The 20,868-nt window shown below is 46.1% G+C and carries 24 protein-coding genes and 4 pseudogenes; 19 read left to right on the top strand and 9 right to left on the bottom strand.

Features of this window, described 5'->3' with window-relative positions; genetic code table 11:
* Window positions 1-311 precede the first annotated feature (311 nt).
* The 9 genes and pseudogenes from ACESLM_RS19085 (at window position 312) to ACESLM_RS19045 (ending at window position 7,342) form a co-directional block, all read left to right on the top strand.
* Entirely contained in the window at window positions 312-1,460 is a 1,149-nt protein-coding gene (locus ACESLM_RS19085; protein WP_372633144.1) for a right-handed parallel beta-helix repeat-containing protein, read from the top strand.
* A gap of 197 nt (window positions 1,461-1,657) precedes the next feature.
* Window positions 1,658-1,966 carry a PadR family transcriptional regulator gene (locus ACESLM_RS19080; protein ID WP_372633160.1) on the top strand — a complete coding sequence of 103 codons (309 nt, stop codon included), beginning with the start codon at window positions 1,658-1,660 and terminating at the stop codon, window positions 1,964-1,966.
* Window positions 1,963-2,310 (top strand): DUF1048 domain-containing protein, encoded by a 348-nt coding sequence (locus ACESLM_RS19075; protein ID WP_372633143.1) that lies wholly within the window; start codon window positions 1,963-1,965, stop codon window positions 2,308-2,310. The genes ACESLM_RS19080 and ACESLM_RS19075 overlap by 4 nt, the downstream gene beginning before the upstream one ends.
* A gap of 12 nt (window positions 2,311-2,322) precedes the next feature.
* Complete coding sequence (locus ACESLM_RS19070; RefSeq protein ID WP_372633142.1) at window positions 2,323-2,703, top strand: DUF1048 domain-containing protein; 381 nt, start codon at window positions 2,323-2,325, stop codon at window positions 2,701-2,703.
* Window positions 2,687-3,445: an ABC transporter ATP-binding protein gene (locus ACESLM_RS19065; protein WP_372633141.1), complete on the top strand. Its 759-nt coding sequence runs from the start codon at window positions 2,687-2,689 to the stop codon at window positions 3,443-3,445. Before ACESLM_RS19070 ends, ACESLM_RS19065 begins: the two co-directional genes overlap by 17 nt.
* Entirely contained in the window at window positions 3,446-4,216 is a 771-nt protein-coding gene (locus ACESLM_RS19060) for an ABC transporter permease (RefSeq protein WP_372633140.1), read from the top strand. It abuts the gene before it with no gap.
* Window positions 4,217-4,413: 197 nt separating this feature from the next.
* Entirely contained in the window at window positions 4,414-4,782 is a 369-nt protein-coding gene (locus ACESLM_RS19055; protein ID WP_372633139.1) for an ArsR/SmtB family transcription factor, read from the top strand.
* Window positions 4,769-6,892: a heavy metal translocating P-type ATPase gene (locus tag ACESLM_RS19050; RefSeq protein ID WP_372633138.1), complete on the top strand. Its 2,124-nt coding sequence runs from the start codon at window positions 4,769-4,771 to the stop codon at window positions 6,890-6,892. Before ACESLM_RS19055 ends, ACESLM_RS19050 begins: the two co-directional genes overlap by 14 nt.
* A gap of 91 nt (window positions 6,893-6,983) precedes the next feature.
* Window positions 6,984-7,342: pseudogene (locus tag ACESLM_RS19045) on the top strand (winged helix-turn-helix transcriptional regulator).
* 73 nt (window positions 7,343-7,415) lie between these two features.
* On the opposite strand, the gene ACESLM_RS19040 reads toward ACESLM_RS19045, so the two are convergent.
* Window positions 7,416-7,781 carry a DUF2935 domain-containing protein gene (locus ACESLM_RS19040; RefSeq protein ID WP_372633159.1) on the bottom strand — a complete coding sequence of 122 codons (366 nt, stop codon included), beginning with the start codon at window positions 7,779-7,781 and terminating at the stop codon, window positions 7,416-7,418.
* A gap of 78 nt (window positions 7,782-7,859) precedes the next feature.
* Entirely contained in the window at window positions 7,860-8,222 is a 363-nt protein-coding gene (locus ACESLM_RS19035; protein ID WP_372633158.1) for a type II toxin-antitoxin system VapC family toxin, read from the bottom strand.
* A gap of 5 nt (window positions 8,223-8,227) precedes the next feature.
* Here ACESLM_RS19035 and ACESLM_RS19030 point away from each other — a divergent pair.
* Together ACESLM_RS19030 and ACESLM_RS19025 are read left to right on the top strand one after the other, a co-directional pair.
* Window positions 8,228-8,371: pseudogene (locus ACESLM_RS19030) on the top strand (glycoside hydrolase family 32 protein); the annotation flags it as partial.
* Window positions 8,358-8,759: a beta-galactosidase trimerization domain-containing protein gene (locus ACESLM_RS19025; protein WP_372633137.1), complete on the top strand. Its 402-nt coding sequence runs from the start codon at window positions 8,358-8,360 to the stop codon at window positions 8,757-8,759. The pseudogene ACESLM_RS19030 and the gene ACESLM_RS19025, both read left to right, overlap by 14 nt.
* Window positions 8,760-9,122: 363 nt before the next feature.
* On the opposite strand, the gene ACESLM_RS19020 is transcribed toward ACESLM_RS19025, so the two are convergent.
* From ACESLM_RS19020 to ACESLM_RS18995, 6 genes and pseudogenes are all read right to left on the bottom strand, one after another.
* A complete protein-coding gene (locus ACESLM_RS19020; RefSeq protein ID WP_372633136.1) occupies window positions 9,123-9,554 on the bottom strand; it encodes a protein-tyrosine phosphatase family protein in 432 nt (143 codons plus the stop codon).
* Between the two features lie 18 nt (window positions 9,555-9,572).
* A pseudogene (locus ACESLM_RS19015) lies at window positions 9,573-10,051 on the bottom strand (ArsI/CadI family heavy metal resistance metalloenzyme).
* Window positions 10,052-10,053: 2 nt separating this feature from the next.
* Entirely contained in the window at window positions 10,054-10,476 is a 423-nt protein-coding gene (gene arsC, locus ACESLM_RS19010; RefSeq protein ID WP_372633135.1) for an arsenate reductase (thioredoxin), read from the bottom strand.
* Between the two features lie 20 nt (window positions 10,477-10,496).
* Window positions 10,497-11,789, bottom strand: a complete 1,293-nt coding sequence (locus tag ACESLM_RS19005; protein WP_372633134.1) for an arsenic transporter — start codon at window positions 11,787-11,789, stop codon at window positions 10,497-10,499.
* Between the two features lie 13 nt (window positions 11,790-11,802).
* On the bottom strand, window positions 11,803-12,117 hold the full coding sequence (locus ACESLM_RS19000; protein WP_372633133.1) for an ArsR/SmtB family transcription factor: 315 nt from the start codon (window positions 12,115-12,117) through the stop codon (window positions 11,803-11,805).
* Window positions 12,118-12,204: 87 nt separating this feature from the next.
* Entirely contained in the window at window positions 12,205-12,648 is a 444-nt protein-coding gene (locus ACESLM_RS18995) for an arsenate reductase ArsC (protein WP_372633132.1), read from the bottom strand.
* 145 nt (window positions 12,649-12,793) lie between these two features.
* Here ACESLM_RS18995 and ACESLM_RS18990 point away from each other — a divergent pair, with 145 nt between their 5' ends.
* The 7 genes and pseudogenes from ACESLM_RS18990 (at window position 12,794) to ACESLM_RS18960 (ending at window position 18,378) form a co-directional block, all read left to right on the top strand.
* The gene (locus ACESLM_RS18990) at window positions 12,794-13,231 is read left to right on the top strand and encodes a MarR family winged helix-turn-helix transcriptional regulator (protein ID WP_372633131.1); all 438 of its coding nucleotides are present in this window, start codon (window positions 12,794-12,796) and stop codon (window positions 13,229-13,231) included.
* 85 nt (window positions 13,232-13,316) lie between these two features.
* Window positions 13,317-14,372, top strand: a complete 1,056-nt coding sequence (locus ACESLM_RS18985) for an NAD(P)-binding domain-containing protein (RefSeq protein WP_372633130.1) — start codon at window positions 13,317-13,319, stop codon at window positions 14,370-14,372.
* A 175-nt stretch (window positions 14,373-14,547) separates the two neighbouring features.
* Entirely contained in the window at window positions 14,548-14,868 is a 321-nt protein-coding gene (locus ACESLM_RS18980; protein WP_372633129.1) for an ArsR/SmtB family transcription factor, read from the top strand.
* A 152-nt stretch (window positions 14,869-15,020) separates the two neighbouring features.
* Window positions 15,021-15,104: pseudogene (locus ACESLM_RS18975) on the top strand (MATE family efflux transporter); the annotation flags it as partial.
* Window positions 15,105-15,108: 4 nt separating this feature from the next.
* Window positions 15,109-15,753 (top strand): MATE family efflux transporter, encoded by a 645-nt coding sequence (locus ACESLM_RS18970; protein ID WP_372633128.1) that lies wholly within the window; start codon window positions 15,109-15,111, stop codon window positions 15,751-15,753.
* Window positions 15,747-18,092 carry a bifunctional glutamate--cysteine ligase GshA/glutathione synthetase GshB gene (gene gshAB / locus ACESLM_RS18965; RefSeq protein ID WP_372633127.1) on the top strand — a complete coding sequence of 782 codons (2,346 nt, stop codon included), beginning with the start codon at window positions 15,747-15,749 and terminating at the stop codon, window positions 18,090-18,092. Before ACESLM_RS18970 ends, gshAB begins: the two co-directional genes overlap by 7 nt.
* Window positions 18,093-18,126: 34 nt before the next feature.
* A complete protein-coding gene (locus tag ACESLM_RS18960) occupies window positions 18,127-18,378 on the top strand; it encodes a dihydrofolate reductase family protein (RefSeq protein WP_372633126.1) in 252 nt (83 codons plus the stop codon).
* Between the two features lie 334 nt (window positions 18,379-18,712).
* Here the strand turns inward: ACESLM_RS18960 and ACESLM_RS18955 are convergent, their stop codons facing one another.
* The gene (locus ACESLM_RS18955) at window positions 18,713-19,129 is read right to left on the bottom strand and encodes a VOC family protein (RefSeq protein WP_372633125.1); all 417 of its coding nucleotides are present in this window, start codon (window positions 19,127-19,129) and stop codon (window positions 18,713-18,715) included.
* A 721-nt stretch (window positions 19,130-19,850) separates the two neighbouring features.
* On the opposite strand from ACESLM_RS18955, the gene ACESLM_RS18950 reads away from it, so the two are divergent.
* On the top strand, window positions 19,851-20,315 hold the full coding sequence (locus ACESLM_RS18950) for a hypothetical protein (RefSeq protein WP_372633124.1): 465 nt from the start codon (window positions 19,851-19,853) through the stop codon (window positions 20,313-20,315).
* The last annotated feature ends 553 nt before the right edge of the window (window positions 20,316-20,868 follow it).

Below are 20,868 nucleotides of genomic sequence, written 5' to 3'. Positions count from 1 at the left end.
AACGGGCTGTCGCCCCATGCCTTATGAACGCGGAGTACTTTGAGCGAGCGGGTCAAGCGTCGTCGCGGTTAGCCGGTTCATCTCTTCGACCGACTTTTTTTCTCCGTTCGATTAGTTGCATTGTAGCTTGTGCAAAAACAAGTTTCAATGGAAAATCCGCGATTCTGGGAAGCGACAGATGAATAGGCGGACGACGATGAAAGAAGTTATGAAAAGACAATGAAAGCAGAAATATTACAATGGGTTCGGTCCTCCGCGAATTTTATAATGAATGGGAAGGGGTGAGCCGCACATAGAAGGAGGAGTTCGGAATGGGACGTTACGGCATGCTGCGGAATAAAGGCAAAGAAATCACGGTCGGCGGACCCGGTCGCGACTACCCGGGATTTACTTCCCGGATCGTTCAACTCGCGGTAGACGAAGCGGCCGGGCAAGGCGGCGGCATCGTGCGGCTGGACAAAGGGACGTTCGCGATCTCGGGTCCGATTCGGTTGTCGGACGGGGTGTCGCTCGTCGGAGCGGGACCGGAAACGGTATTGCGCAAAGTCGCTGGCGTAAAAAGCCGGTTTATCGTGGACGCCGATTATGGCGAGCTTCGGATAGAAGTAGAAGAGGGCAGCGGGTTCCGAGTCGGTATGGGTATTCAAGTTTTCGACGAATCGCAGAAATGGGGCTGGGCGGAAAGCACGGCGGTCATTACGGCGATCGAGGGAAACGTGGTGCATTTCGACCGGTACTTGGCGCGAGATTATCGCTCGGACGATGGCGGGACGGTAACCAATGCCTGCTCCGTGATCGAAGGGGTCGAGGTCGAGCAGGTGCGCATCAGTGATCTGAGAATCGACGGGAACAAGGCGGACAACGAACCGATCGGCGGCTGCCGGGCGGGGGGGATCTATTTGCACAAGGCGAAAAATTGCCGCATCGATCGCGTTATGGTAGAGCATTTTCGCGGGGACGGCATCAGCTGGCAAATCACCGAAAACATCTCCGTGCAACATTGCGTGATTCGCGGCTGCGAAGGGTCGGGCTTGCATCCGGGAGCGGGTACTCTCTATACGAGCGTGAAGGACAACGTATGCAGCGATAACGGGTCGGCGGGATTATTTATTTGCTGGCGCGTTCAGCATGGAGAATTCGAACGGAATACGTTTGCCCGCAACGGCAATTCGGGCATCTCGATTGGACATAAGGATTCGGATAATCTCTTCGCGGACAATGTGATCCGGGACAATGCCGTGAGCGGCGTCTATTTCAGACCCGAGAAGGCGACGAACGGAGCCAACCGGAATACTTGGATCCGCAACGTGATCGTGAATAACGAGAATTATGGAGTTTATGCGAACGACGGTTCGGCGGACAACGAGTTCAAGGACAATGTCATTCCGGAATCGGAAACGCAAGCAACGGCTATGCGGCTTGCGGATGGGGCTAGCGGTTTCCTGCTCGGGAGGGGATAAAGATGGACGGCGTCGCGTTCAGCGATAACAAGAATAAGTTACTTATTCCAACCCGCGTCATTCGCGGGTTTTTAAATGGAAAAACAAAGCGCTATTGACAATTCAGCTACTGCGTGATACTTTATAGCAGTAGTATGTATTACTTGTTACCAGTCATACAGAATAGCGGGGTGATGATCCTGGAAAACCTAACGGAAATGCTCAAAGGCGTGCTTGAGGGCTGTGTCCTTGAAATGATAAGCCGCGAAGAAACCTACGGCTACGAAATTACACGGCGGCTGAACGCCCTCGGCTTCACGGACGTTGTAGAGGGAACGGTGTACACCATCCTGATCCGGCTTGAAAAAAGCAAGCTGGTAGAGGTCACTAAAAAGCCTTCCGACATGGGACCGCCGCGCAAGTTTTTCACGCTCAACGACGCGGGGCGCGAGGAGCTGCGGAGGTTCTGGGAAAAATGGGAGTTTGTATCCTCAAAAATGAACGAGTTAAAGGAGAGAAAACCATGAATTTTTGGGAGAAAATCACCGGCAGCGACATGACTAAGGAAATGAAAGCTTTTGAATCGCGAGTCCAAAAGCTGCCGACTGATTATCAAGCGGCATGGGAACAAATTAATGCCAATCTTTGGCCCCACTCGGATTTCACCGGTCGCAACCTCATGCCCATTCTTGACGGCGTGCTTGGCTTGCTTGAAGAAACGGCGGCGGACGGTCAGAGTGTCCAAGAGGTTTTGGGCGACGATATCAAAGGCTTCTGTTCGGCGCTGGCCGGCGAAGAAGGGGCAAAGTCTTATCGCGACAAGTGGCGCGAGCAGCTCAACCATAATATCGCGAAAAAATTAGGCAAATAGGAGGATAAAAAAATGAGCTTACGAGACCTCATCGAAGGCAAAAAAGCGTGGCGAGCGCACGTGGCGCGTGTCAAAGCGCTCCCGAAAGATTATCAGATCGTTTATAAAGAGATTCAAAAATATCTCTTTAAGGTCGGCCCCGTTGAGCTGACCGACGGAACGGATTTGCTCTCGGGGATTGTCGATCTTTTCGAAGAGGGCGCGGCGTTGGGGAAAGGCGTGCTCGAAGTGACGGGCAGAGACGTAGCGGCTTTCTGCGACGATCTCATCAAAGATTCAAAAACTTACGCTGACCTCTATCAAGAATCCGTCGACCAAGAAGTGAACAAGGCCATGAAAAAGATTACGGACAAAACAAAGAAAGGGGGAGATCCGGATGGTAAAAGCAATTGAAGTGAAAGGTCTGCGAAAGTCTTTCAAGGACACAGAAGTCCTAAAGGGCGTCAATTTTGAAGTGAAGCGAGGGGAGATCTTCGCCCTGCTCGGCTCCAACGGCGCGGGCAAGACGACGATTGTCAGAATCCTCACCACGCTGCTCAAACAGGACGGAGGCACCGCCACCGTAAACGGATTTGACGTCGCGTCAAAACCCGAGAACGTGCGGCAAGCGATCAGTCTGACCGGGCAATTTGCCGCTGTGGACGAGATACTGACCGGACGGGAAAATCTTGTCATGATCGCCAAGCTGCGGCACCTTAAAAATCCGCGTCAGGCGGCGGATCACATGCTGACACGCTTCGGCCTGACAGACGCCGCCGACCGCAAGCCGTCAACGTATTCGGGCGGCATGCGCCGCAGGCTCGACATCGCCTTAAGCCTCGTGGGAAATCCGCAGATCATTTTCCTCGACGAGCCGACGACCGGGCTTGACCCCGAGGCGCGAATCGAGGTCTGGAAGATTGTCAAGGAGCTAGCGGGCGGAGGCACGACGATTCTCCTGACCACGCAGTATTTGGAGGAAGCCGAGCAGCTTGCGGATCGAATCGCCATTCTGCACGGAGGAAAAGTTATCGCGAACGGCACTCTTGAGGAACTGAAAAAGCGGTTCCCGCCCGCAGAGGTACAGTATGTGGAAAAACAGCCGACATTGGAGGAGATCTTCCTCGCCATCGTCGGCAAAAAGGAGGCCATGTAAATGGAGACGGCAAAAAACCACTTTTTCAGCGATATGGGCGTTATGCTGGGTCGTTCCATGCGTCATATTTTCCGCAGCATGGACACGATTATCACCGTCTGCATCACTCCGATTGCGATGATGCTGCTGTTCGTCTATGTGTTCGGCGGCGCCATCCAGACCGGTACGGATAACTATGTGAACTACTTGCTGCCCGGCATCCTCCTTATGGCCATTGCCAGCGGGATATCCTATACGGCTTACCGCCTGTTTTTGGATAAGCAGCGGGGCATCATTGAGCGGTTCCATTCCATGCCGATTGCGCGTTCCGCCGTGCTGTGGGGGCACGTGCTGACCTCGGTCGTATCCAACGCCCTATCGGTTGTCGTTATCATTCTCGTAGCGCTCGTGATGGGCTTTCGATCGTCGGCGGGGATCCTGCCATGGCTTGCCGTCGCCGGTATACTCGTGCTGTTTACGCTGGCATTAACCTGGGTCGCGGCGATTGCCGGACTGTCTGCAGCATCCGTGGAAGGTGCAAGCGCGTTTTCCTATCCGCTGATCTTCCTGCCGTTTATCAGCTCGGCGTTCGTGCCGACCGAGTCGATGCCGCTGGTCGTTCGGGTCTTTGCCGAAAACCAGCCGGTGACCTCGATCGTAGAAACCATCCGTGCGCTGCTGTCCGATCAGCCTGTAGGCCATGATATCTGGGTCGCGCTTGCGTGGTGCGTCGGAATCATGCTCGCAGCTTATATCTTTGCGATGCGCGCGTACAAACGGAAAGCAGCTTAAAAACGGCGCACCAGGCGAATCGAAGGATGAATCGTGCGTGAGAAATAGCAATGAGAAAGTCGGCGCTGTCATTTAGAACTCCTTCTGAATGGCAGCCATTTTTTATGCAATTATAATCAAATGAGCATTTGACTGAATAGCGGCAGCATGGTAAGTTGATTATATTCAAACGTACATTTGATTGTAGGAGGCATGAAATGAAGGATAGCTGCGAAATTTATTGCTATGACGAACGAAAAGTACAAAAAGTGAAGACGGCTCTGCAGCAGCAGAATATTTCGGGTATGGTAAGGCTGTTTAAAGTACTGGGCGATGAGACCCGCATGAAGATTGCCTTTGCATTATGCGAGGAGGATGAATTGTGCGTTTGCGACGTGGCCAATATTATTGGCTCCTCGATGGCCACTGCTTCACATCATTTGCGCACATTAAAGCAGCTCGGGCTGGCTAAACACCGCAAGGAAGGAAAGCTGGCATTTTATTCATTAGAAGACGATCAAGTTCGACCGTTCATTCAACTGGCCTCCGTCCACAGCAAGGGATTGGTGACAAATGCAGCAACTTGAGGCTCAGAAACACGTGTACCGCGTGCAAGGATTTACTTGTACGAACTGCGCAGCGATATTCGAAAAAAACGTCAAGAACCTGCCGGGCGTAACGGATGCGCAAGTCAACTTCGGAGCTTCCAAAATCACCGTATTTGGGAACACGACTGCCGGAGAGTTAGAAAAGGCAGGGGCGTTTGAAAACTTAAAATTAACACCGGACAAACAGAGGATTGCGGAAAATAAAGAACCCTTTTGGAAAAAGAATTGGAACGTATTCGTTTCCGTGTTAGGGATGGCAGGAGGTTATTTACTTGCTTCGACTAACGGGGATGAGAGCTTGTTCTCTGCCTTAGCTTTTGCCGCTTCCATTTTAGTCGGCGGTTACAGACTATTTGTTAAGGGGATTAACAATCTGCTTCGATTCCAGTTTGACATGAGCACTTTAATGACCGTGGCCATCATAGGCGCCGCCGCAATTGGCGAGTGGGGCGAGGGGGCCGTCGTGGTCGTTCTTTTTGCAATCAGCGAAGCGCTCGAACGCTACTCCATGCAAAAGGCTCGCCAATCAATCCGATCCCTTATGGATATCGCTCCTAAAGTAGCCCTGATCAAGCGCGGATCTGTCGAATGGACGGTCGATGTGGACCAAATCCAAGTAGGCGACGTGATGGTCGTCAAGCCGGGACAGAAGCTAGCGATGGACGGCGTAGTCATTAAAGGGACGTCAACGCTTAATCAAGCTGCGATTACAGGCGAGTCCATACCCGTTACGAAAACCGTTGATGACGAAGTGTTTGCCGGAACACTCAACGAGGAAGGCTTACTGGAAGTCAGAGTGACAAAACGGGTTGACGATACGACGTTATCCAAGATCATTCATCTTGTCGAAGAAGCACAGGCTGAACGGGCGCCCTCACAGGCATTTGTCGATCGATTCGCCAAGTATTATACTCCAGCGATTATGGCGATCGCGATAAGCACGGCCATCATCCCGCCGTTGTTTGGCGCAGACTGGGGAGAGTGGATCTATCGCGGACTGTCGCTGCTTGTCGTCGGTTGTCCTTGCGCCTTGGTCATATCGACCCCCATTTCCATCGTTACCGCAATTGGAAATGCCGCCAAGAACGGCGTGCTTATCAAAGGCGGAATTCATCTGGAAGAGGCCGGTCGGATCACTGCAGTAGCCTTCGATAAAACGGGTACGTTAACCAATGGATTCCCCGAAGTGACGGATTTCGCCGTATTTGGCAGCCGGGGAGAAAGCGAGCTGCTTTCGATTGCGGCCGCGATCGAAAAAGGGTCGCAGCATCCCTTAGCATCTGCCGTGATGCGAAAAGCGGAACAAATAGGCGCAGATCTCTCCCTGGCAGTAGATGATTTCCAATCTTTAATCGGCAAAGGAGTGAAGGCTTCGGTTAAAGGTCAACCCTATTTCATTGGGAGTCCGAATCTGTTCAAGGAACTGCAAGCAGACATCACTGAAACGATAAGCGAACAGATCTTAAGACTTCAAACTCAAGGAAAAACGGTTATCGTATTCGGAACAGAATACGAAGTCCTTGCCTTAATCGCGGTGGCTGATGCTGTGCGCCATTCGTCTAAGGCCGTCATCGAAGAGCTTCATTCCATCGGAGTTCAAAAGACGATAATGCTTACAGGCGATAATCAAGCCGCAGCAAATACCATCGGAAAGCAATTAGGTGTAGTCGAAGTAAAAGCCGACTTACTCCCGCAACATAAGCTCGAGTACATTAAACAACTTAGACAGAGCTATTCAAGTGTCGCCATGGTTGGGGACGGAGTCAATGACGCACCCGCACTGGCGGCTTCCAGCGTGGGAATCGCTATGGGAGGAGCAGGTATCGACACGGCGTTAGAAACAGCCGATATCGCTTTAATGGCAGATGATTTGCGTAAGCTGCCTTACACGATCAAACTAAGCAAGAAGACTCTAGCGGTCATTAAGCAAAACGTTGCTTTTTCATTAGGGATCAAGCTTCTTGCTCTAATCCTAATCGTGCCAGGATGGCTGACTCTCTGGCTTGCGATTTTAGCGGACATGGGAGCAACACTCCTTGTCACTTTCAATAGCTTACGACTACAAAGTCGAAGACTGAACAGAGATTAAGCATCATATCCGGACTTATGAAATTGAAAAAACAACGGACGGATATACGTTATCCATTTACTTGCCATTTTCACATTTCTCAATCATGCCAATGTCGGTTGATATCAAAGATCGTATTAACCTGAAGGAGATCAACTGCGAGAAGGAGCTCACCTTGCCGTGATCGGCGGCGAATGGAAGCTGATCATTTTGTGGCACCTTGGGCTTGAAGGAACCAAGAGATTCAGCGAGTTGAAGAAGCTGATTCCCAACATTACGCAGAAGACCTGTTGATCGTAAGAAAGGTATACGCCGTCGTGCCCCCCAAAAGTGGAGTACTCCTTGGCCGAATAAGGCGAAAGCCTGTTTCCGATTCTGCTAATGATGTACGACTGGGGGAAAGGTTACGGCGACAACGTTATCTGGAAGGGCCGAAACCGCAGAGCGATTGTCAAGCGAGTGAAGCTGTAAAACGAAGGGACTGTCCAACGGGACGTAGCAGGAAATTTCTCCACTTCGTCCCGTTCGGCTATTTCGGCTTCATTCAATGCTCCTCTAAATCACGCATAGCCACTGGGGTGCCGGTTAAGTGCTGCTCAAACATGTCGATAATGAATAGGAATCTTTCCGCTTCTCGAAAGACATGATCTGCAAGGAGGGGATGAATGATACTTTTGATTCTGCATGCGGCAATCAGATCCCGTGCAGTGCGTTTAAAATCGCGCAGAGACTTCACAGAAACCCTGTTCTGATCCAAAAATTGATCGAGAATCGGAACGGTTTGCGACTGGGGTCGCATGGATTCTATATCCCGTGCTTGGAAAAGCAACTGATCAAAATCACGACTAAATTCGTTCGCCATATCTACTAAACTGCAATCGATTTCTGAAGTAACAGGTAAAGTGAAAATAAGGCGAGCTTTAACCCGGGGATACTAGGAGTTCCGGAGATGAGCAACTGGAAGCTGTTCGGCGATGAAAGACTTAAGCTAATGTTGTTGGTCCAATGATACGCATCTTATTTCTTTGACAATTTCGAGTCGTTGATCGTTCGTGATAAACAAATCCGCATTGGCTACAAGCGCCGTGGCCACGATCAATGCATCTGGTGTTTTAATATTGTACTTTCCTCGGAGGTAGGCAACTCGTTCGGCGACCATGTCATCGACCGGTAAGATGGTAAGGTTGGGGAAGTGAGAGAAAAGTAATTTGTATTGCTTTTCCAGAGTCAGGTTTCCTTCACGTATTGGTTTAACCAAGATTTCAGTCAAAGAGACGGAAGAAGCCACCGCGGTAACAAATCCTTCTTCTATTTGCTCCAAAACCGCTTTGGCTTTCTCACCATACCTCACACGACAATGGAGGATATATGTGGGAATGTCCCGCTCTATTCTCACTAGATAGGCATGACGTGCTCGTGATGTCGCCACAAGGAATGAAACCCGAAGGGGATCGATATCACAATTTGCATCAAGCCGGATATATGCTTGGAACGCTCGACTAAAATACTGGAAAGCAATGGGGCAACGTTGATTCTCACGAATCGTACAGGGGTCAAGAACGATAACAACGTTTGCTGGATTCAGCCGCTACCCGGACCATTGGCTGAAGCGGCAAGCGTGACCGTGTCGGAATATGATCCAATTGGGAAAGATAAGCACATCATTCGGACATGGACCGGGAAATCTTACTCGTGCGGCCAATGGTGCGATATTCTGACACCGGCGGGAGCGGAGCCGATCGCATGGTATGATGATGATTTCTTCGCCGGCGAACCGGCCGCAACGGTCCATAAGTTGGGACAAGGCCAAGTGTACTATCTGGGGACCGTCGCCGAAGAAATCCAGGGAGGAGAGTCCGTTGCATGGCAAAGATCGTATTCGCATTGAACCAGTCTCTGGACGGGTTCGTCGACCACATGGCATTTCAGCCCGCCCCCGTGCTATTCCGTCATTTCATCGATGATTAGGTTGACCTACGTTCCAGCTTAGTCATCGAATGTAACACCGAAAGCCGTCATATTGTAGTTCTCCGAACTTGATTCAACGGGACTTCAAGATATCTCGCGCGACGGCGATCCGACCTGATTCTCGATCTAGATTTCACGGTGGAGACCGTGTACGGCGAACAGTTCGGCGATAGGTAAACTAAAAGAAGAGTGGAGAGACGTATTATTGTTGGAAAGAAGAAGTGAAGGGGTCGGAATCGATTGATATATAAAAGGGAATGCCCCGAGGCATTCCCTTCTTCATTTACGGAAATAGTTTGAGCAAAGCTTCACGTTGAATGGGCTTGAGATCAATTTTTGGACGAATGCGTTTAGCGGATTCTATAGCCTCATCTACGTTATTCGCGAGTCCGAGGGAAATCAGAGTTCCTACAGCAACCGTCCCAGTTCTTCCTTTGCCCCCACCGCAATGAAAGGCCACTTTCTTGCCGGCACGATAAGCATTCATAACTTCGTCGATAGCTTGTTTGTACAAATCATATTCGCTTTCAGAAGCATTGTCTCTTAATGGAACTTGCACCCACGTGGCTGTGGATTCCGGATATGCACATTCCGTTGCTTCTGCACGCAAGTCGACAACGACGTCAATGCCTTCGTTGTTTTCAATAGCTTCAATATCTGCGGCCCCGCCCATGAAAATGCGATTCTCATGAAGCGAGTGATAGCTTTTAGACATATGGTTTAATCTCCAGTTCTAGGATTTGTTTTTTTGAAAGCTTGTGAACGATACGGAAACCGGTGCAGAAGGCGGTGCACAGCAAAGTGACAAATCCTTGGCATCGCCAGCAGATTCAAATTCAGAATCCTCTTTGGTAAAGAATATCTCCCATGCATTATCATCCGGATCATAGACCCATACCTTATCCTGGACCGCGTAACAGCAAGTTGTGTTCATTTCATCGATGAGTAGCAGATTCGCTTGACGCAAACGCTCGCCCATTGCCAAGACATCTTCCGTGTTATCCACTTGAAATCCTAAATGATTGAGCACGCCTTTTTCTCAAAGGGGCGAACATTTAAGGAGAAATGCAGAGCTGGATTATCTAATTCAAACTTTGCGTAATTCTCTTTCACCTTTGTCGGTTCCGACCCGAAGAAACTGCGATAGAAGGAGAGTGACTTATTGAGATCCGTGCAATTAACGGCAACATGCATTCTCGTAATTTTAGCCATATTTATTTACCCTCTTGAACGAACTGCTCCATGCGAGCCTTAATAGAATCGCGAACGGCGCGGAACTGATCCATAATTTCTTCTTCGGTTCCTGTCGCTTTCGCAGGATCGTCAAATCCCCAGTGCCATTTGATGACGTTCGGATTGGAGATAACGGGACAATGCTCATCGGCATGCCCGCACAGCGTTATTACATAAGTAGCCCGATTCAAAATCTCCGGATCAATTACGTTTGAGGTGTTCGATGAAATGTCGACACCGGCTTCCGCCATGACTTTTACTGCGCGTGGGTTCAATCCATGCGCTTCAAGTCCTGCGCTTTTCACCTCGTAGAGATGTCCACCGATAGCATTCAAGAATCCATCTGCCATTTGACTCCGACAGGAATTTCCTGTGCAGAGAAAATATACGAGTTTTTTGTCCATTTTGTCTGATCTCCTTTTAATTAGCCGATGATTTTTAACCAAACGTAAAGACTGGTTAAAGTAATGAATAACACAGGTACAGTAAGCACGATCCCGACCTTGAAATAATACCCCCAACCGATTTTGACGCCTTTAGACGAAAGTACATGAAGCCATAACAAGGTAGCCAAGGAACCGATAGGCGTAATCTTAGGGCCCAAATCGGAGCCGATAACATTCGCATAAATGAATGCCTCTCGAACTAGCCCCGTTGAATCGGTACCCTGTATGGCTAGGGCATCAATCATTACTGTCGGCATGTTGTTCATGATAGAGGAAAGGATGGCCGCAATAAATCCGGAACCAACCGTGGCTACGAATAGCCCTTGATCTCCAACCCAATCGAAAAGCTTGCCGAGCTCGTCTGTAAGACCGACATTCCGCAACCCATAAACCACAACATACATCCCGATGGAAAAGACAACAACCGCCCATGGCGCGCCTTTCACAAGATTCCATGTATGAATCCCTTTACTTTGACGGGCAAGCAAGAGGAAGATGATCGCAGCTACGCCGGCAATAATTGAAACCGGAACGTTCATCAATTCGCTTGTCAGGTATGCAATCAATAAGACGGCTAAAATAACCCAAGAAATCCGGAATAACCGCATGTCTTTTATGGCTTCTCTTGGTTGTTTCAGCTGTGCGAGATCATATTGCTTAGGGATGCTTTTTCTAAACATCAGGTATAGAACCAATAAACTAGATGCTATCGCGAATATCGTTGGAACGATCATGCGACTGGCATATTCGACAAACCCAATACCAAAGAAGTCCGAAGATACGATATTCACCAGATTACTTACGACAAGCGGAAGAGAGGCTGTATCCGAAATAAATCCGCTTGCCATGATAAAAGGTAAAATCATTCGTTCATCGAATTTCAAAGCCCGGACCATAGCCAAGACGATCGGAGTAAGGATTAGCGCTGCCCCATCATTGGCGAAGAACGCTGCTACCGCAGCTCCGAGCATAATGACGTAAACGAACATCAGATTTCCGTTTCCTTGAGCAAACCGGGCCATATGCAGCGCGGCCCATTCAAAGAACCCGATTTCGTCCAAGATCAATGAAATGAGAATAACCGCAACAAAAGCAAGCGTTGCATTCCAAACGATTTGCGTAACATCCCATACATCATTAAAATTAACGACACCGAAGATCAATGCAATAATAGCGCCGCCGCAAGCTGACCAGCCAATGTTAAGCCCTTTAGGTTGCCAGATCACGAAAACAAGCGTGACAAGAAAGATAATAGAAGCGATCGTTAACATAATTCCTCCACGGTTAGTTGCAGCTTTGTGCTTTTATTGAATCCGTTCGATCATTCATCGTTGGCAATTGATCCAGGATTTTTTTGATATAGGGCTTATCCTCTACATTTAGGGAATAGTATACCCACTGACGACGCTTGGTTTCGTTAATGAGACCACCGGTTTTTAACTTCTTCAAATGTTGACTCACGTTCGGTTGTGTGGTTTCTAGAAGATCGACGATGTCGCAAACGCACATTTCTCCTTCTTTGAGACGGGCAAGTATCGTGAGTCTGGTTTTATCCGAAAGAAGCTTTAGATACTCCAGCATATCCTCAACATTAGTCATTAGATTTTCACTTCCTTCCATGCAAGTTCAACTATTCCGTATTATACACATCCAACAGTATAAGTAAATATTAATATTAGCTTCGACTTATGAATAGGGATTTGAAACATAGGCTTGATACTGCTGAAGTAAGTGAATTACTTTTTCTTTGATTTCATCTCTTGCTCTACGTACATCCTGAATGGACGGAGACACCTGGGCTAGTGGGTCGCGTATGTTCCATTGTTCATTGCGAATCCCAAAAGGTACAATCGGACATTTTTCTTGAATATCTTCGCAAAGTTTTATGATTACAGTAGCTGCTAAAAATACTTTCATATCAATTCGTTTGGATGTCTGCTCAGAAATATCGACTCCGATTTCTTTCATCACTTCTACGGTCAACGGATGAAGAGGGCTAGGATCTAGTCCGGCGCTGTCTACGATGATACCCGGATATCCATAATGTTTCGCCAAAGCTTCAGCCATTTGACTGCGGCAGCGGTTTTGACCACATAAAAAGTAAAGGCGCAATGTTCGATCTTTGGTCACCATATAACCCCCTTAAAGTTATTTTACTCTTTGATTATATAATCGATTTGTTATATTAGTGTTAAATGATGTTCACATTATAGTTTATTTTTTTTACTTGCAACATGCAAATATTATTGATATAAAGTACTTAGAGGTGAAACATATGGAAGACTTAAGAGCTATTCTCCAGCAAATGACGAAACGATTTGGCTTCCTCAATAAAACCTGCTGTTCTGTTGGTACGGTTGAGGTTACGTTAATCCAAAGTCACATTCTTTATGAAGTTGATCGGCAACATCAACCTTCAATGCAACAGATCGCCGAAATATTGGGCACGGAGATTACGACGTTTAGCCGGCAAGTCCAAACACTGGTAGACAGGAACCTGCTGATTCGCACGCCTTATGCAGATGATCGAAGAATTCAAATTCTTTCGCTGACGGCTGAAGGCAAATTTGTTGCGACGGCGATAAATGAGCAGATGAACGTTTATTTGGATCAGGTTTTTTCCCAGATGAATGATTTTGAAAAAGAAACCGTCATCCGATCGCTGAAATTACTAAATGAAAGCATGTCAAAGGTAAACTCGTCTTGTTGTTAAGCGCGCATTTATTATGCTTCCCACCCTTTTGGGTGATCTCTTTTTCATTATACTTGTAAGTTGCAAATAATTTGGAGGCGTCGATATGAATGAGATACTTGATACGATCGTCATTGGAGGAGGGCAGGCCGGGCTTGCATCCGGATATCACTTAAAGAAGAAGGGACTTCGATTTCTGATTTTAGAGACGAGCGATAAAGTAGGTGGTTCATGGCCGCATTATTACGATAGTCTCAAACTGTTCTCTCCAGCGCGATTTTCTTCGATGCCTGGAATGAAGTTCCCTGGCGAGGCAAATGATTATCCGAAGAGAGATGAGGTTATTCGATATTTAAACGAGTATCGGACTCGGTTTCAACTACCGCTTAGGACCAATCAGCGGGTGGCAACGGTCGAAAAAGGATCTGAAGGATTTATCATATACACGTTGGCAGGAGATACGTTTCGAGCAAAAACAATCATCAATGCAACTGGTTCATTTCACAATCCCTATAAGCCAGTTATTCCGGGTCAAGATACTTTTCGAGGACGTCTCGTGCATTCTTCTCAATATCGGAATCCAGAGCCTTTTCGCAATCAGCGCGTGATAATAGTGGGCCGCGGCAATTCAGCCGTACAAATCGGGGTTGAGTTGTCGGAGGTTAGCAAAACAACCTTAGCAGTGCTCCAACCCATTCAATTCGTGAATCAAAAGCTTTGGGGTCAGGATTTGCACTTTTGGATTAAATTAATTGGCTTTGATACCTTTCCATTCTGGCGACTTGGGAAAAATGCACCAAGTTCAAGCGCAGTGAACGATCCGGGTCCATACAAAACGCGAATAGCGGAAGGAAAACCGAATCAGCAGCCGATGTTTACTTCACTTTATGAAGATGGTGTCATTTGGCCCGATGGAACAAAGGAGGCGGTAGATACAATCATCTTTGCTACAGGCTATCGTCCAAATCTTCCCTACCTACAAGGCATTAATGCACTTGATGCAGAAGGCAGACCTTTGCATCGGGCTGGTATTAGCAACGTTCCAGGCCTTTATTATGTCGGGTTGGAAGGGCAACGCTCATTTGCCTCGGCAACCTTAAGGGGAGTAGGGCCAGACGCCAAGTTTATTGTCAAGCGGCTATTTTCTTATTTGAAACTTTAATATCCTCAGTACGATGCTTTACAGCCAGTCCATCTTTAGAATCTTGACTAATTTTGCGGTAGTCTCCTTAATAATAAATCAAAATTATTTGATTTATTATTGCGCATAAAAACCAAATATGCTAAGCTCCATTCATCAAATAATTTTGGTTTACGTTGCTAAGGAGCCAAGAGCAATGATTAAGCAACTTACTGTTGTTGAAAAGAAAAACGTCTCGATTGACTTCACTCCATTTGAGAGTAAGTTCAAAGCGTTAGCTGACCAGAAACGTTTGCAAATCATGTACGAACTTACGCAAAGGGGAAACACATGCGTATGTGACCTTGTCGAAATCTTGGATACGCCTCAGTCGAAATTATCATACCATCTTAAGATATTATTGGATGCTGGCCTAATCCTTCGCGAGACAAGAGGGACTTGGAGTTACTATGAGCTCAATCATTCTGAAGTGAACCGAATCTTATCCCCAGAGATCTGTTGCATCTTCCGAAAATGAGATGTTCCTTAATAATGCTATACGTTTGCTTGCTTTATCAAAAATAATTGATTAATGGAGGCGTTACAAAAGCGTTTTGACAACTGACTTAGGGACGTGACACATTGAAGGGAACGCATGACTTGAGGAAAGGCCCTATTACATCAACCCTCATGAGATTGACTTTGCCAGTAATCGCCACGAATTTTATCTCGACAACTTACGGTCTCGTAGATATGATTTGGATCGGGAAATTGGGAAGTGACCCAGTTGCAGCAGTCGGCACTGCCAATAACGATACAACGTGTGTCCTTTACCCTCATTTCCATCTTCATTGCAAAAATATTAATCCAATGGGGACCTAGCGCGATTGCAGTTCAACGAGTCGGTATACAAATTGAGTCCATAGCTTTCATGACCATTGGCGGGCTTCAAGGTGCAGTTGCAGCTTTTATCGGACAAAATTTCGGTGCCCACAATCCAGACAGGATAAAAAAAGGGTATATGAAAGGCTTGTTTATCACTTCGTTATTTGGCATTTTAGTTACTATCCTTTTCATGTTGTTTCCCCGGCCCATATTTGCTTTGTTCCTGGCAGATGAATCAAGCTTATATCTAGGTGTCGACTATTTGAGAATCATCGGTGCTTCACAATTGTTTATGTGTGTAGAATTGATGACTGTTGGGGCGTTCAATGGGATTGGGAAGACTTATATTCCGCCCATTTTTAGTATTATCCTGACTACGCTACGAATACCTATGGCGATTGTGCTTTCACATTATTATGGGTTAAACGGTGTTTGGATATCTATTGCATTAAGCAGTGTACTTAAAGGAATCATACTTGTCATTTGGTTTATTCGGACACTCAACAAAATGACTCAAAGGAAAGCGGGGACATGTTGATGAGGCTATTAAATCGGAAGCTATTACAAGATGTGATCGATAATCATTTGCATCACGATATCTTTGGCGGAAATTTCGGTCTAGAAAAAGAAAATAACCGAGTTGACCTTAATGGTAAGCTTGCTCTGACTCCTCATCCCAAAGCATTCGGAAGTAAAATGGAAAACCCGTATATCAAGACAGATTTCTCGGAGAGCCAAGTTGAACTCATTACACCCGTTTTTGAAACGATCGAGGAGGCTTACCATTTTATGGAGGCGCTCCACGATATCGTGTCACTTGAGCTGAATGATGAATATTTGTGGCCAAGTAGCAATCCGCCTGTCTTGCCGGATGAAGATGAGATCCCGATCGCATCCATAGAAGATTCATCTGAAAACCAATATCGAAGGAAGTTAGCCGAAAAATATGGTCGAAAGAGACAACTCATCAGCGGAATCCACTATAATTTCTCTTTTAATGAGGATTTTCTTCATAAGTTGTATAACAAACTTCGAGTGGATAAGAACTACAGGGAATTTAAGGACGGCGTCTATCTAAAAGTGGCCCGTAATGTGATGAAGTACCGTTGGCTGTTGATTTACCTGACCGGTGCAAGTCCGGTTTTTGATAAATCTTATATCGAAAGTTGCGTTCGACTTAGCGTTCACTTCGATGAAGATGAAGAGAGCCACTTCTTTCCGAACATGATTTCTCTTCGCAATAGTGTATGCGGTTATCGTAACGAGAAGCTTTTACATGTTTCTTTGAAATCTGTTGAAGATTACATTAGAGACTTACAAAAACTTGTTTCATCTAATGAGTTACTTAGTGTGAGGGAGTATTACAGTCCGGTCAGAATAAAACCCGCAAGCGGGAACAACTTAGTAGAAGAATTGTTACATCGCGGTATCGCCTATCTGGAACTGCGAATGATTGATTTAAATCCTCTTTATAAAATTGGGATCAGTAAAGAAACCTTGCATTTCGTTCATTTGTTTCTCATCTTTATGCTGCTTATCGAAGATCAGCCGTTTGGGGAAGAAGAGCATAAAATAGCTGCGCTTAATCACGACAGTCTGATCATGAATGGTATAGGAGGGAGGCTATACGGAGAATATTCACATTCTGAGAGTTTGCAAAAAAGGGCACTAGATTTTATTGATGAAATGAAAGTTATGTTGAATTTCCTAATGCCAAATGAGGATTCATTTATCCTGTTGCTGGAGAAGAAAAGGAATGTCGTTCAAAATGCGCAACTCAATTATGCGGCTATTGTTAAATCTGAAGTTCAACAGTCAACCTATTTGTCTTACCATCTAGAGAAGGCCAGGCAATATAGAGAGGAAAGTAAAGCAAACGGTTATCAGTTTAAAGGATATGAAGATTTGGAGCTATCTACACAGCTATTGCTAAAGGCGGCGGTCAAGAGGGGGGTTACATTCGAAATTTTAGACCGACAAGATAATTTCATTTTACTTCAAAAGGGTGAACATAAGGAGTACGTCAAGCAAGCAACTAAGACATCTCTAGATTCATATAGTACGGTTTTAATTATGGAGAATAAGATTGTTACGAAAAAAGTTCTACATCAAAACGGTATTCGTACTCCAGCGGGAAGGGTCTATCACGATGTGAAAATCGCGCTTGCTGATTATCCGATTCATCGGGGTAAGCCGATCGTTATCAAACCAAAGTCAACGAATTTTGGACTAGGCATAACGATATTTGCCGGAGACTTTTCCCTAGAGGATTATCAAAAGGCATTTGAAATGGCCTTCGAGCATGACCAATCTGTCCTGCTTGAAGAATTCGTCACAGGAAAAGAATATCGGTTTCTCGTCATGGGGGACGAGGTTGTCGGTATTCTGCATCGTGTTCCGGCGAATGTCGTGGGAGATGGGAATCGGACGATCGAGCAGCTTGTTTTTGATAAAAACAAAGATCCGCTGAGACGTAAGGGTTATAAAACGCCGCTTGAACGTATTGAGCTAGGTGATGTGGAAAGGATGTTTTTGAAGAATCAGTCTAAAACAATCCATGATGTTCCAAAAGCTGGCGAGATTGTTTATTTGCGCGAGAACTCTAATATCAGCACGGGCGGAGATAGCATAGACTTTACAGATGAAATTTCGGAAAGCTATAAACAAATTGCCATTCAGTCAGCTAAAGCAGCTGGAGCGACTTTCTGTGGCGTCGATATGATGATTGATCATATTTCTGAAGAAGCATCCGCTAAGAATTACTGCATTATTGAAATCAACTTTAATCCAGCTATCCATATTCATTGTTATCCATATCGGGGTATAAACCGAAAAGCCGATGAAAAAATACTTGATTTATTGTTTCATGAGAAATAATGATGTATTAAAACCAGGGAGGAGAATCAGTCTCATGGCAAAGATCGTTTTCTCATTGAACCAGTCATTGGACGGGTTCATCGACCACACGGCATTCCAGCCCGACCCCGTGCTATTCCGTCATTTCATCGACGACGTGCGCGGCCTTGCGGGAAGTCTGTACGGGCGCCGCATGTACGAGATCATGCGGTATTGGGACGAGACCATTCTGAATGGGATGCGCCGGAGCAGGAATACGCAGCGGCGTGGCAAAGCAAACCGAAGTGGGTGGTGTCGAGGACGTTAAAGTCCGTCGGTCCGAACGCCTCTCTAATCGGGGGCGACCTCGCACGGCCATACGCGGGCTGAAGGCTCAGCATGAAGGTTTCTCGAAGGCCTCCACATACCGGGACAGCAACTGCAGCTCCGGTTGAACGTCCATGCTGCTGAGCTCATCCGAGCGAAGCTGCGCCTGGTCCATTGACCAATGAATTTCGTCATTGGCTTACGTCTATATTATTGAGAATAACCAAATGACGAATATCGCGAAGAAGACGCCGGGGAAGATGCCGGCGTCTTTCTTTTTGCTCCCTAGTACGACGTTCTTTTTGAATCCTAGTACGAGCGGCTGTCCATTAGCCTTAAGCTTGTGCCGCATCCATGTTCATGTAGTTAATGGCCCACAGATGGCCGTCCAAGTCCACGAAGCCCCAATGATACATGAACCCATGATCTTCAGGTTCAGCGTGCAATTTCCCGCCCAAAGATACCGCGGTATTCACGATTTCATCGACCTTTTCCCGGCTCTCGAAGGCCATTGCGATAGTCATCTGCGCATACTTGCTCGTATCGACGGTTTCCTTCTCCGTGAGCGTATTAAAGAATGCTTGATTGATAAGCATAACCTGCAGGTTGTCACCGATCACGATGGCTACCGAATTCTCGTTCTCGGGGAATTGCGGGTTGAGCTCGAATCCGAGTCCGGTGAAGAACGCTTTCGATTGTTCTACGTTTTTTACAGGCAGGTTGAAGCTCGTGAATGCGGACGTTAATGCCATTTTCCAAACACCTCTTCGTCAAATTAGTTTGTCTTCATTTATGCCTTCGTTTATATAGACGACATCTGATCCGGGAATTCATCGGACTCATGGATTCGGAAGCGTAAATTTTGAAAAATAACTTGGTATGAGCGATTAATCTTGAATTTGCAAGTGCCATTAATAGTGGTCAAGCTTACCAAGCACTGGAGGCGGATGAACAGTTCAACAACCTGCTGCATTTAACGGGGATGAAGATGTTTACACAGGAAGTGATTCAGTCCTGGGAAAATCAGAAACAACGTGATTGCAAGCTCGTTAAAAAGTAAAAAGACCCAAGAAAAGAGAAGCTCATGAATTTACGCAAGACGATAGTAGTTGATTGATGTCGGGTGACAAGAACATAGTCCGAATGAAGTCCGCGTAAATCGCGGGCTTTTTTATTTATCGGATCAAGTTCTTGTCATTTGGCGATGTCAAGAACATTGTCCGATTGCCGAGTGGTGACAAGAACATTATCCGATTGCCGACTTCAACGACAACGCAACTCAGCAAGGGATCTCTTTGAGAAAAAGATAGTTTTGGCGGCGACGGAGCGGAAGTATATTGAAGTATTAAAAAGTGCAATATTCCCGTGATTTGTGCGAGGTAAATAAAGGAAAAACAGATCCGGTCAACGAATATTGTTGAATCCTCACGGAAACGATGGTTTGTACTCCCTGCAGGTGGTTTTATATTTGGTATGTTATCAGTATCTTTATATTTTTGGCGGATAGTTAAAAAGGGATTTAAGCCAACTGGTCGCCAATTTCTCGCTGCACTTGCGATGACAATTATAACATTCGTCTTCATACATTATGGGGAATACAAGATAACTTATGTAGATAATAATAACGAAATCAATCATCACCTTAATGGTGAGCATATTAGTAACTACGTGGATCAAGATGATAATGTCTTTTCATTTACTCATTATGTCGTGTATAAACTCGAAAACAGCAATTCTAGTATTGGGTATCGCGGCAGGGAGATCAGTAAGATTGACACGTCAACAGGGTATAACTTATTTGGTATGATTATTGACTTTGTTGGATTCCTTTTAGGGGGCATATGTACTGGTTTGATCTCCACCTCCGGCAAGACACATTGTACCGCTTGTAAGCGAGCGTATGTAAAAGAACATCATCTAGGAGAACTTAAAACGTGAAGAAATCTTCAATAACAACGAAGGCGAGGTTCACGAGGAAACATATATAATTCAAGTGGGGGCTTGTCCAAATTGAAGCACGGATACGTTATCATGAAACATTACTCAAAGAATTCAGATGGAGAGTATAACGAAAACGAATATAAAAAAATCGTTATCCCGATTATGGATACGTTTGCTTTAGCAGCAATGTCTAATACTTCGGCCGCCTAACGCGAGGCTCAGTTTTTAGATAATCCTCCTCAGAATCAACAATTCATGGGAGAATTTTTCATGGCCAGAGAAGATGTACAAAAGAAATGGGAATCTCGCGTCGCCGCTTTACGTGCTGCGAATCAGGTTATCGGATGTCAAGAATATGTACCGATTCCCGATATTCCATTAAGCTAACGGGCAGCATAGTTCAATTATAATTAGACTTTACAACAGTAGCGTTGCATTAAATCTCACATCGAAATGTGTCGGGTATTACCCGTCTAAATTGTGCTAAATATGTAAAATATAAGTCGTGCACAATAGAAAAAATCTCCTAAAATTAGAGGTACAGGTAGTC

Source organism: Cohnella sp., from assembly GCF_041641335.1.
GTDB lineage: Bacteria > Bacillota > Bacilli > Paenibacillales > Paenibacillaceae > Cohnella.
The sequence above is the reverse complement of the archived record's forward strand: the minus strand, read 5'-3'. Positions and strand labels throughout refer to the sequence as shown.

Excerpts from the sequence above, each read along its gene's own strand:
- ACESLM_RS18980 (WP_372633129.1), top strand. The coding sequence starts at position 14,548 with ATGATTAAGCAACTTACTGTTGTTGAAAAGAAAAACGTCTCGATTGAC.
- ACESLM_RS19085 (WP_372633144.1), top strand. The coding sequence starts at position 312 with ATGGGACGTTACGGCATGCTGCGGAATAAAGGCAAAGAAATCACGGTC.
- ACESLM_RS19065 (WP_372633141.1), top strand. The coding sequence starts at position 2,687 with ATGGTAAAAGCAATTGAAGTGAAAGGTCTGCGAAAGTCTTTCAAGGAC.
- ACESLM_RS19000 (WP_372633133.1), bottom strand. The coding sequence starts at position 12,117 with ATGACTAATGTTGAGGATATGCTGGAGTATCTAAAGCTTCTTTCGGAT.
- ACESLM_RS19005 (WP_372633134.1), bottom strand. The coding sequence starts at position 11,789 with ATGTTAACGATCGCTTCTATTATCTTTCTTGTCACGCTTGTTTTCGTG.
- ACESLM_RS19020 (WP_372633136.1), bottom strand. The coding sequence starts at position 9,554 with ATGTCTAAAAGCTATCACTCGCTTCATGAGAATCGCATTTTCATGGGC.
- arsC (WP_372633135.1), bottom strand. The coding sequence starts at position 10,476 with ATGGACAAAAAACTCGTATATTTTCTCTGCACAGGAAATTCCTGTCGG.
- ACESLM_RS19070 (WP_372633142.1), top strand. The coding sequence starts at position 2,323 with ATGAGCTTACGAGACCTCATCGAAGGCAAAAAAGCGTGGCGAGCGCAC.
- ACESLM_RS18955 (WP_372633125.1), bottom strand. The coding sequence starts at position 19,129 with ATGGCATTAACGTCCGCATTCACGAGCTTCAACCTGCCTGTAAAAAAC.
- ACESLM_RS18985 (WP_372633130.1), top strand. The coding sequence starts at position 13,317 with ATGAATGAGATACTTGATACGATCGTCATTGGAGGAGGGCAGGCCGGG.
- ACESLM_RS19080 (WP_372633160.1), top strand. The coding sequence starts at position 1,658 with ATGCTCAAAGGCGTGCTTGAGGGCTGTGTCCTTGAAATGATAAGCCGC.
- gshAB (WP_372633127.1), top strand. The coding sequence starts at position 15,747 with ATGTTGATGAGGCTATTAAATCGGAAGCTATTACAAGATGTGATCGAT.
- ACESLM_RS18950 (WP_372633124.1), top strand. The coding sequence starts at position 19,851 with ATGTTATCAGTATCTTTATATTTTTGGCGGATAGTTAAAAAGGGATTT.
- ACESLM_RS19075 (WP_372633143.1), top strand. The coding sequence starts at position 1,963 with ATGAATTTTTGGGAGAAAATCACCGGCAGCGACATGACTAAGGAAATG.
- ACESLM_RS19050 (WP_372633138.1), top strand. The coding sequence starts at position 4,769 with ATGCAGCAACTTGAGGCTCAGAAACACGTGTACCGCGTGCAAGGATTT.
- ACESLM_RS18990 (WP_372633131.1), top strand. The coding sequence starts at position 12,794 with ATGGAAGACTTAAGAGCTATTCTCCAGCAAATGACGAAACGATTTGGC.
- ACESLM_RS19055 (WP_372633139.1), top strand. The coding sequence starts at position 4,414 with ATGAAGGATAGCTGCGAAATTTATTGCTATGACGAACGAAAAGTACAA.
- ACESLM_RS19060 (WP_372633140.1), top strand. The coding sequence starts at position 3,446 with ATGGAGACGGCAAAAAACCACTTTTTCAGCGATATGGGCGTTATGCTG.
- ACESLM_RS18960 (WP_372633126.1), top strand. The coding sequence starts at position 18,127 with ATGGCAAAGATCGTTTTCTCATTGAACCAGTCATTGGACGGGTTCATC.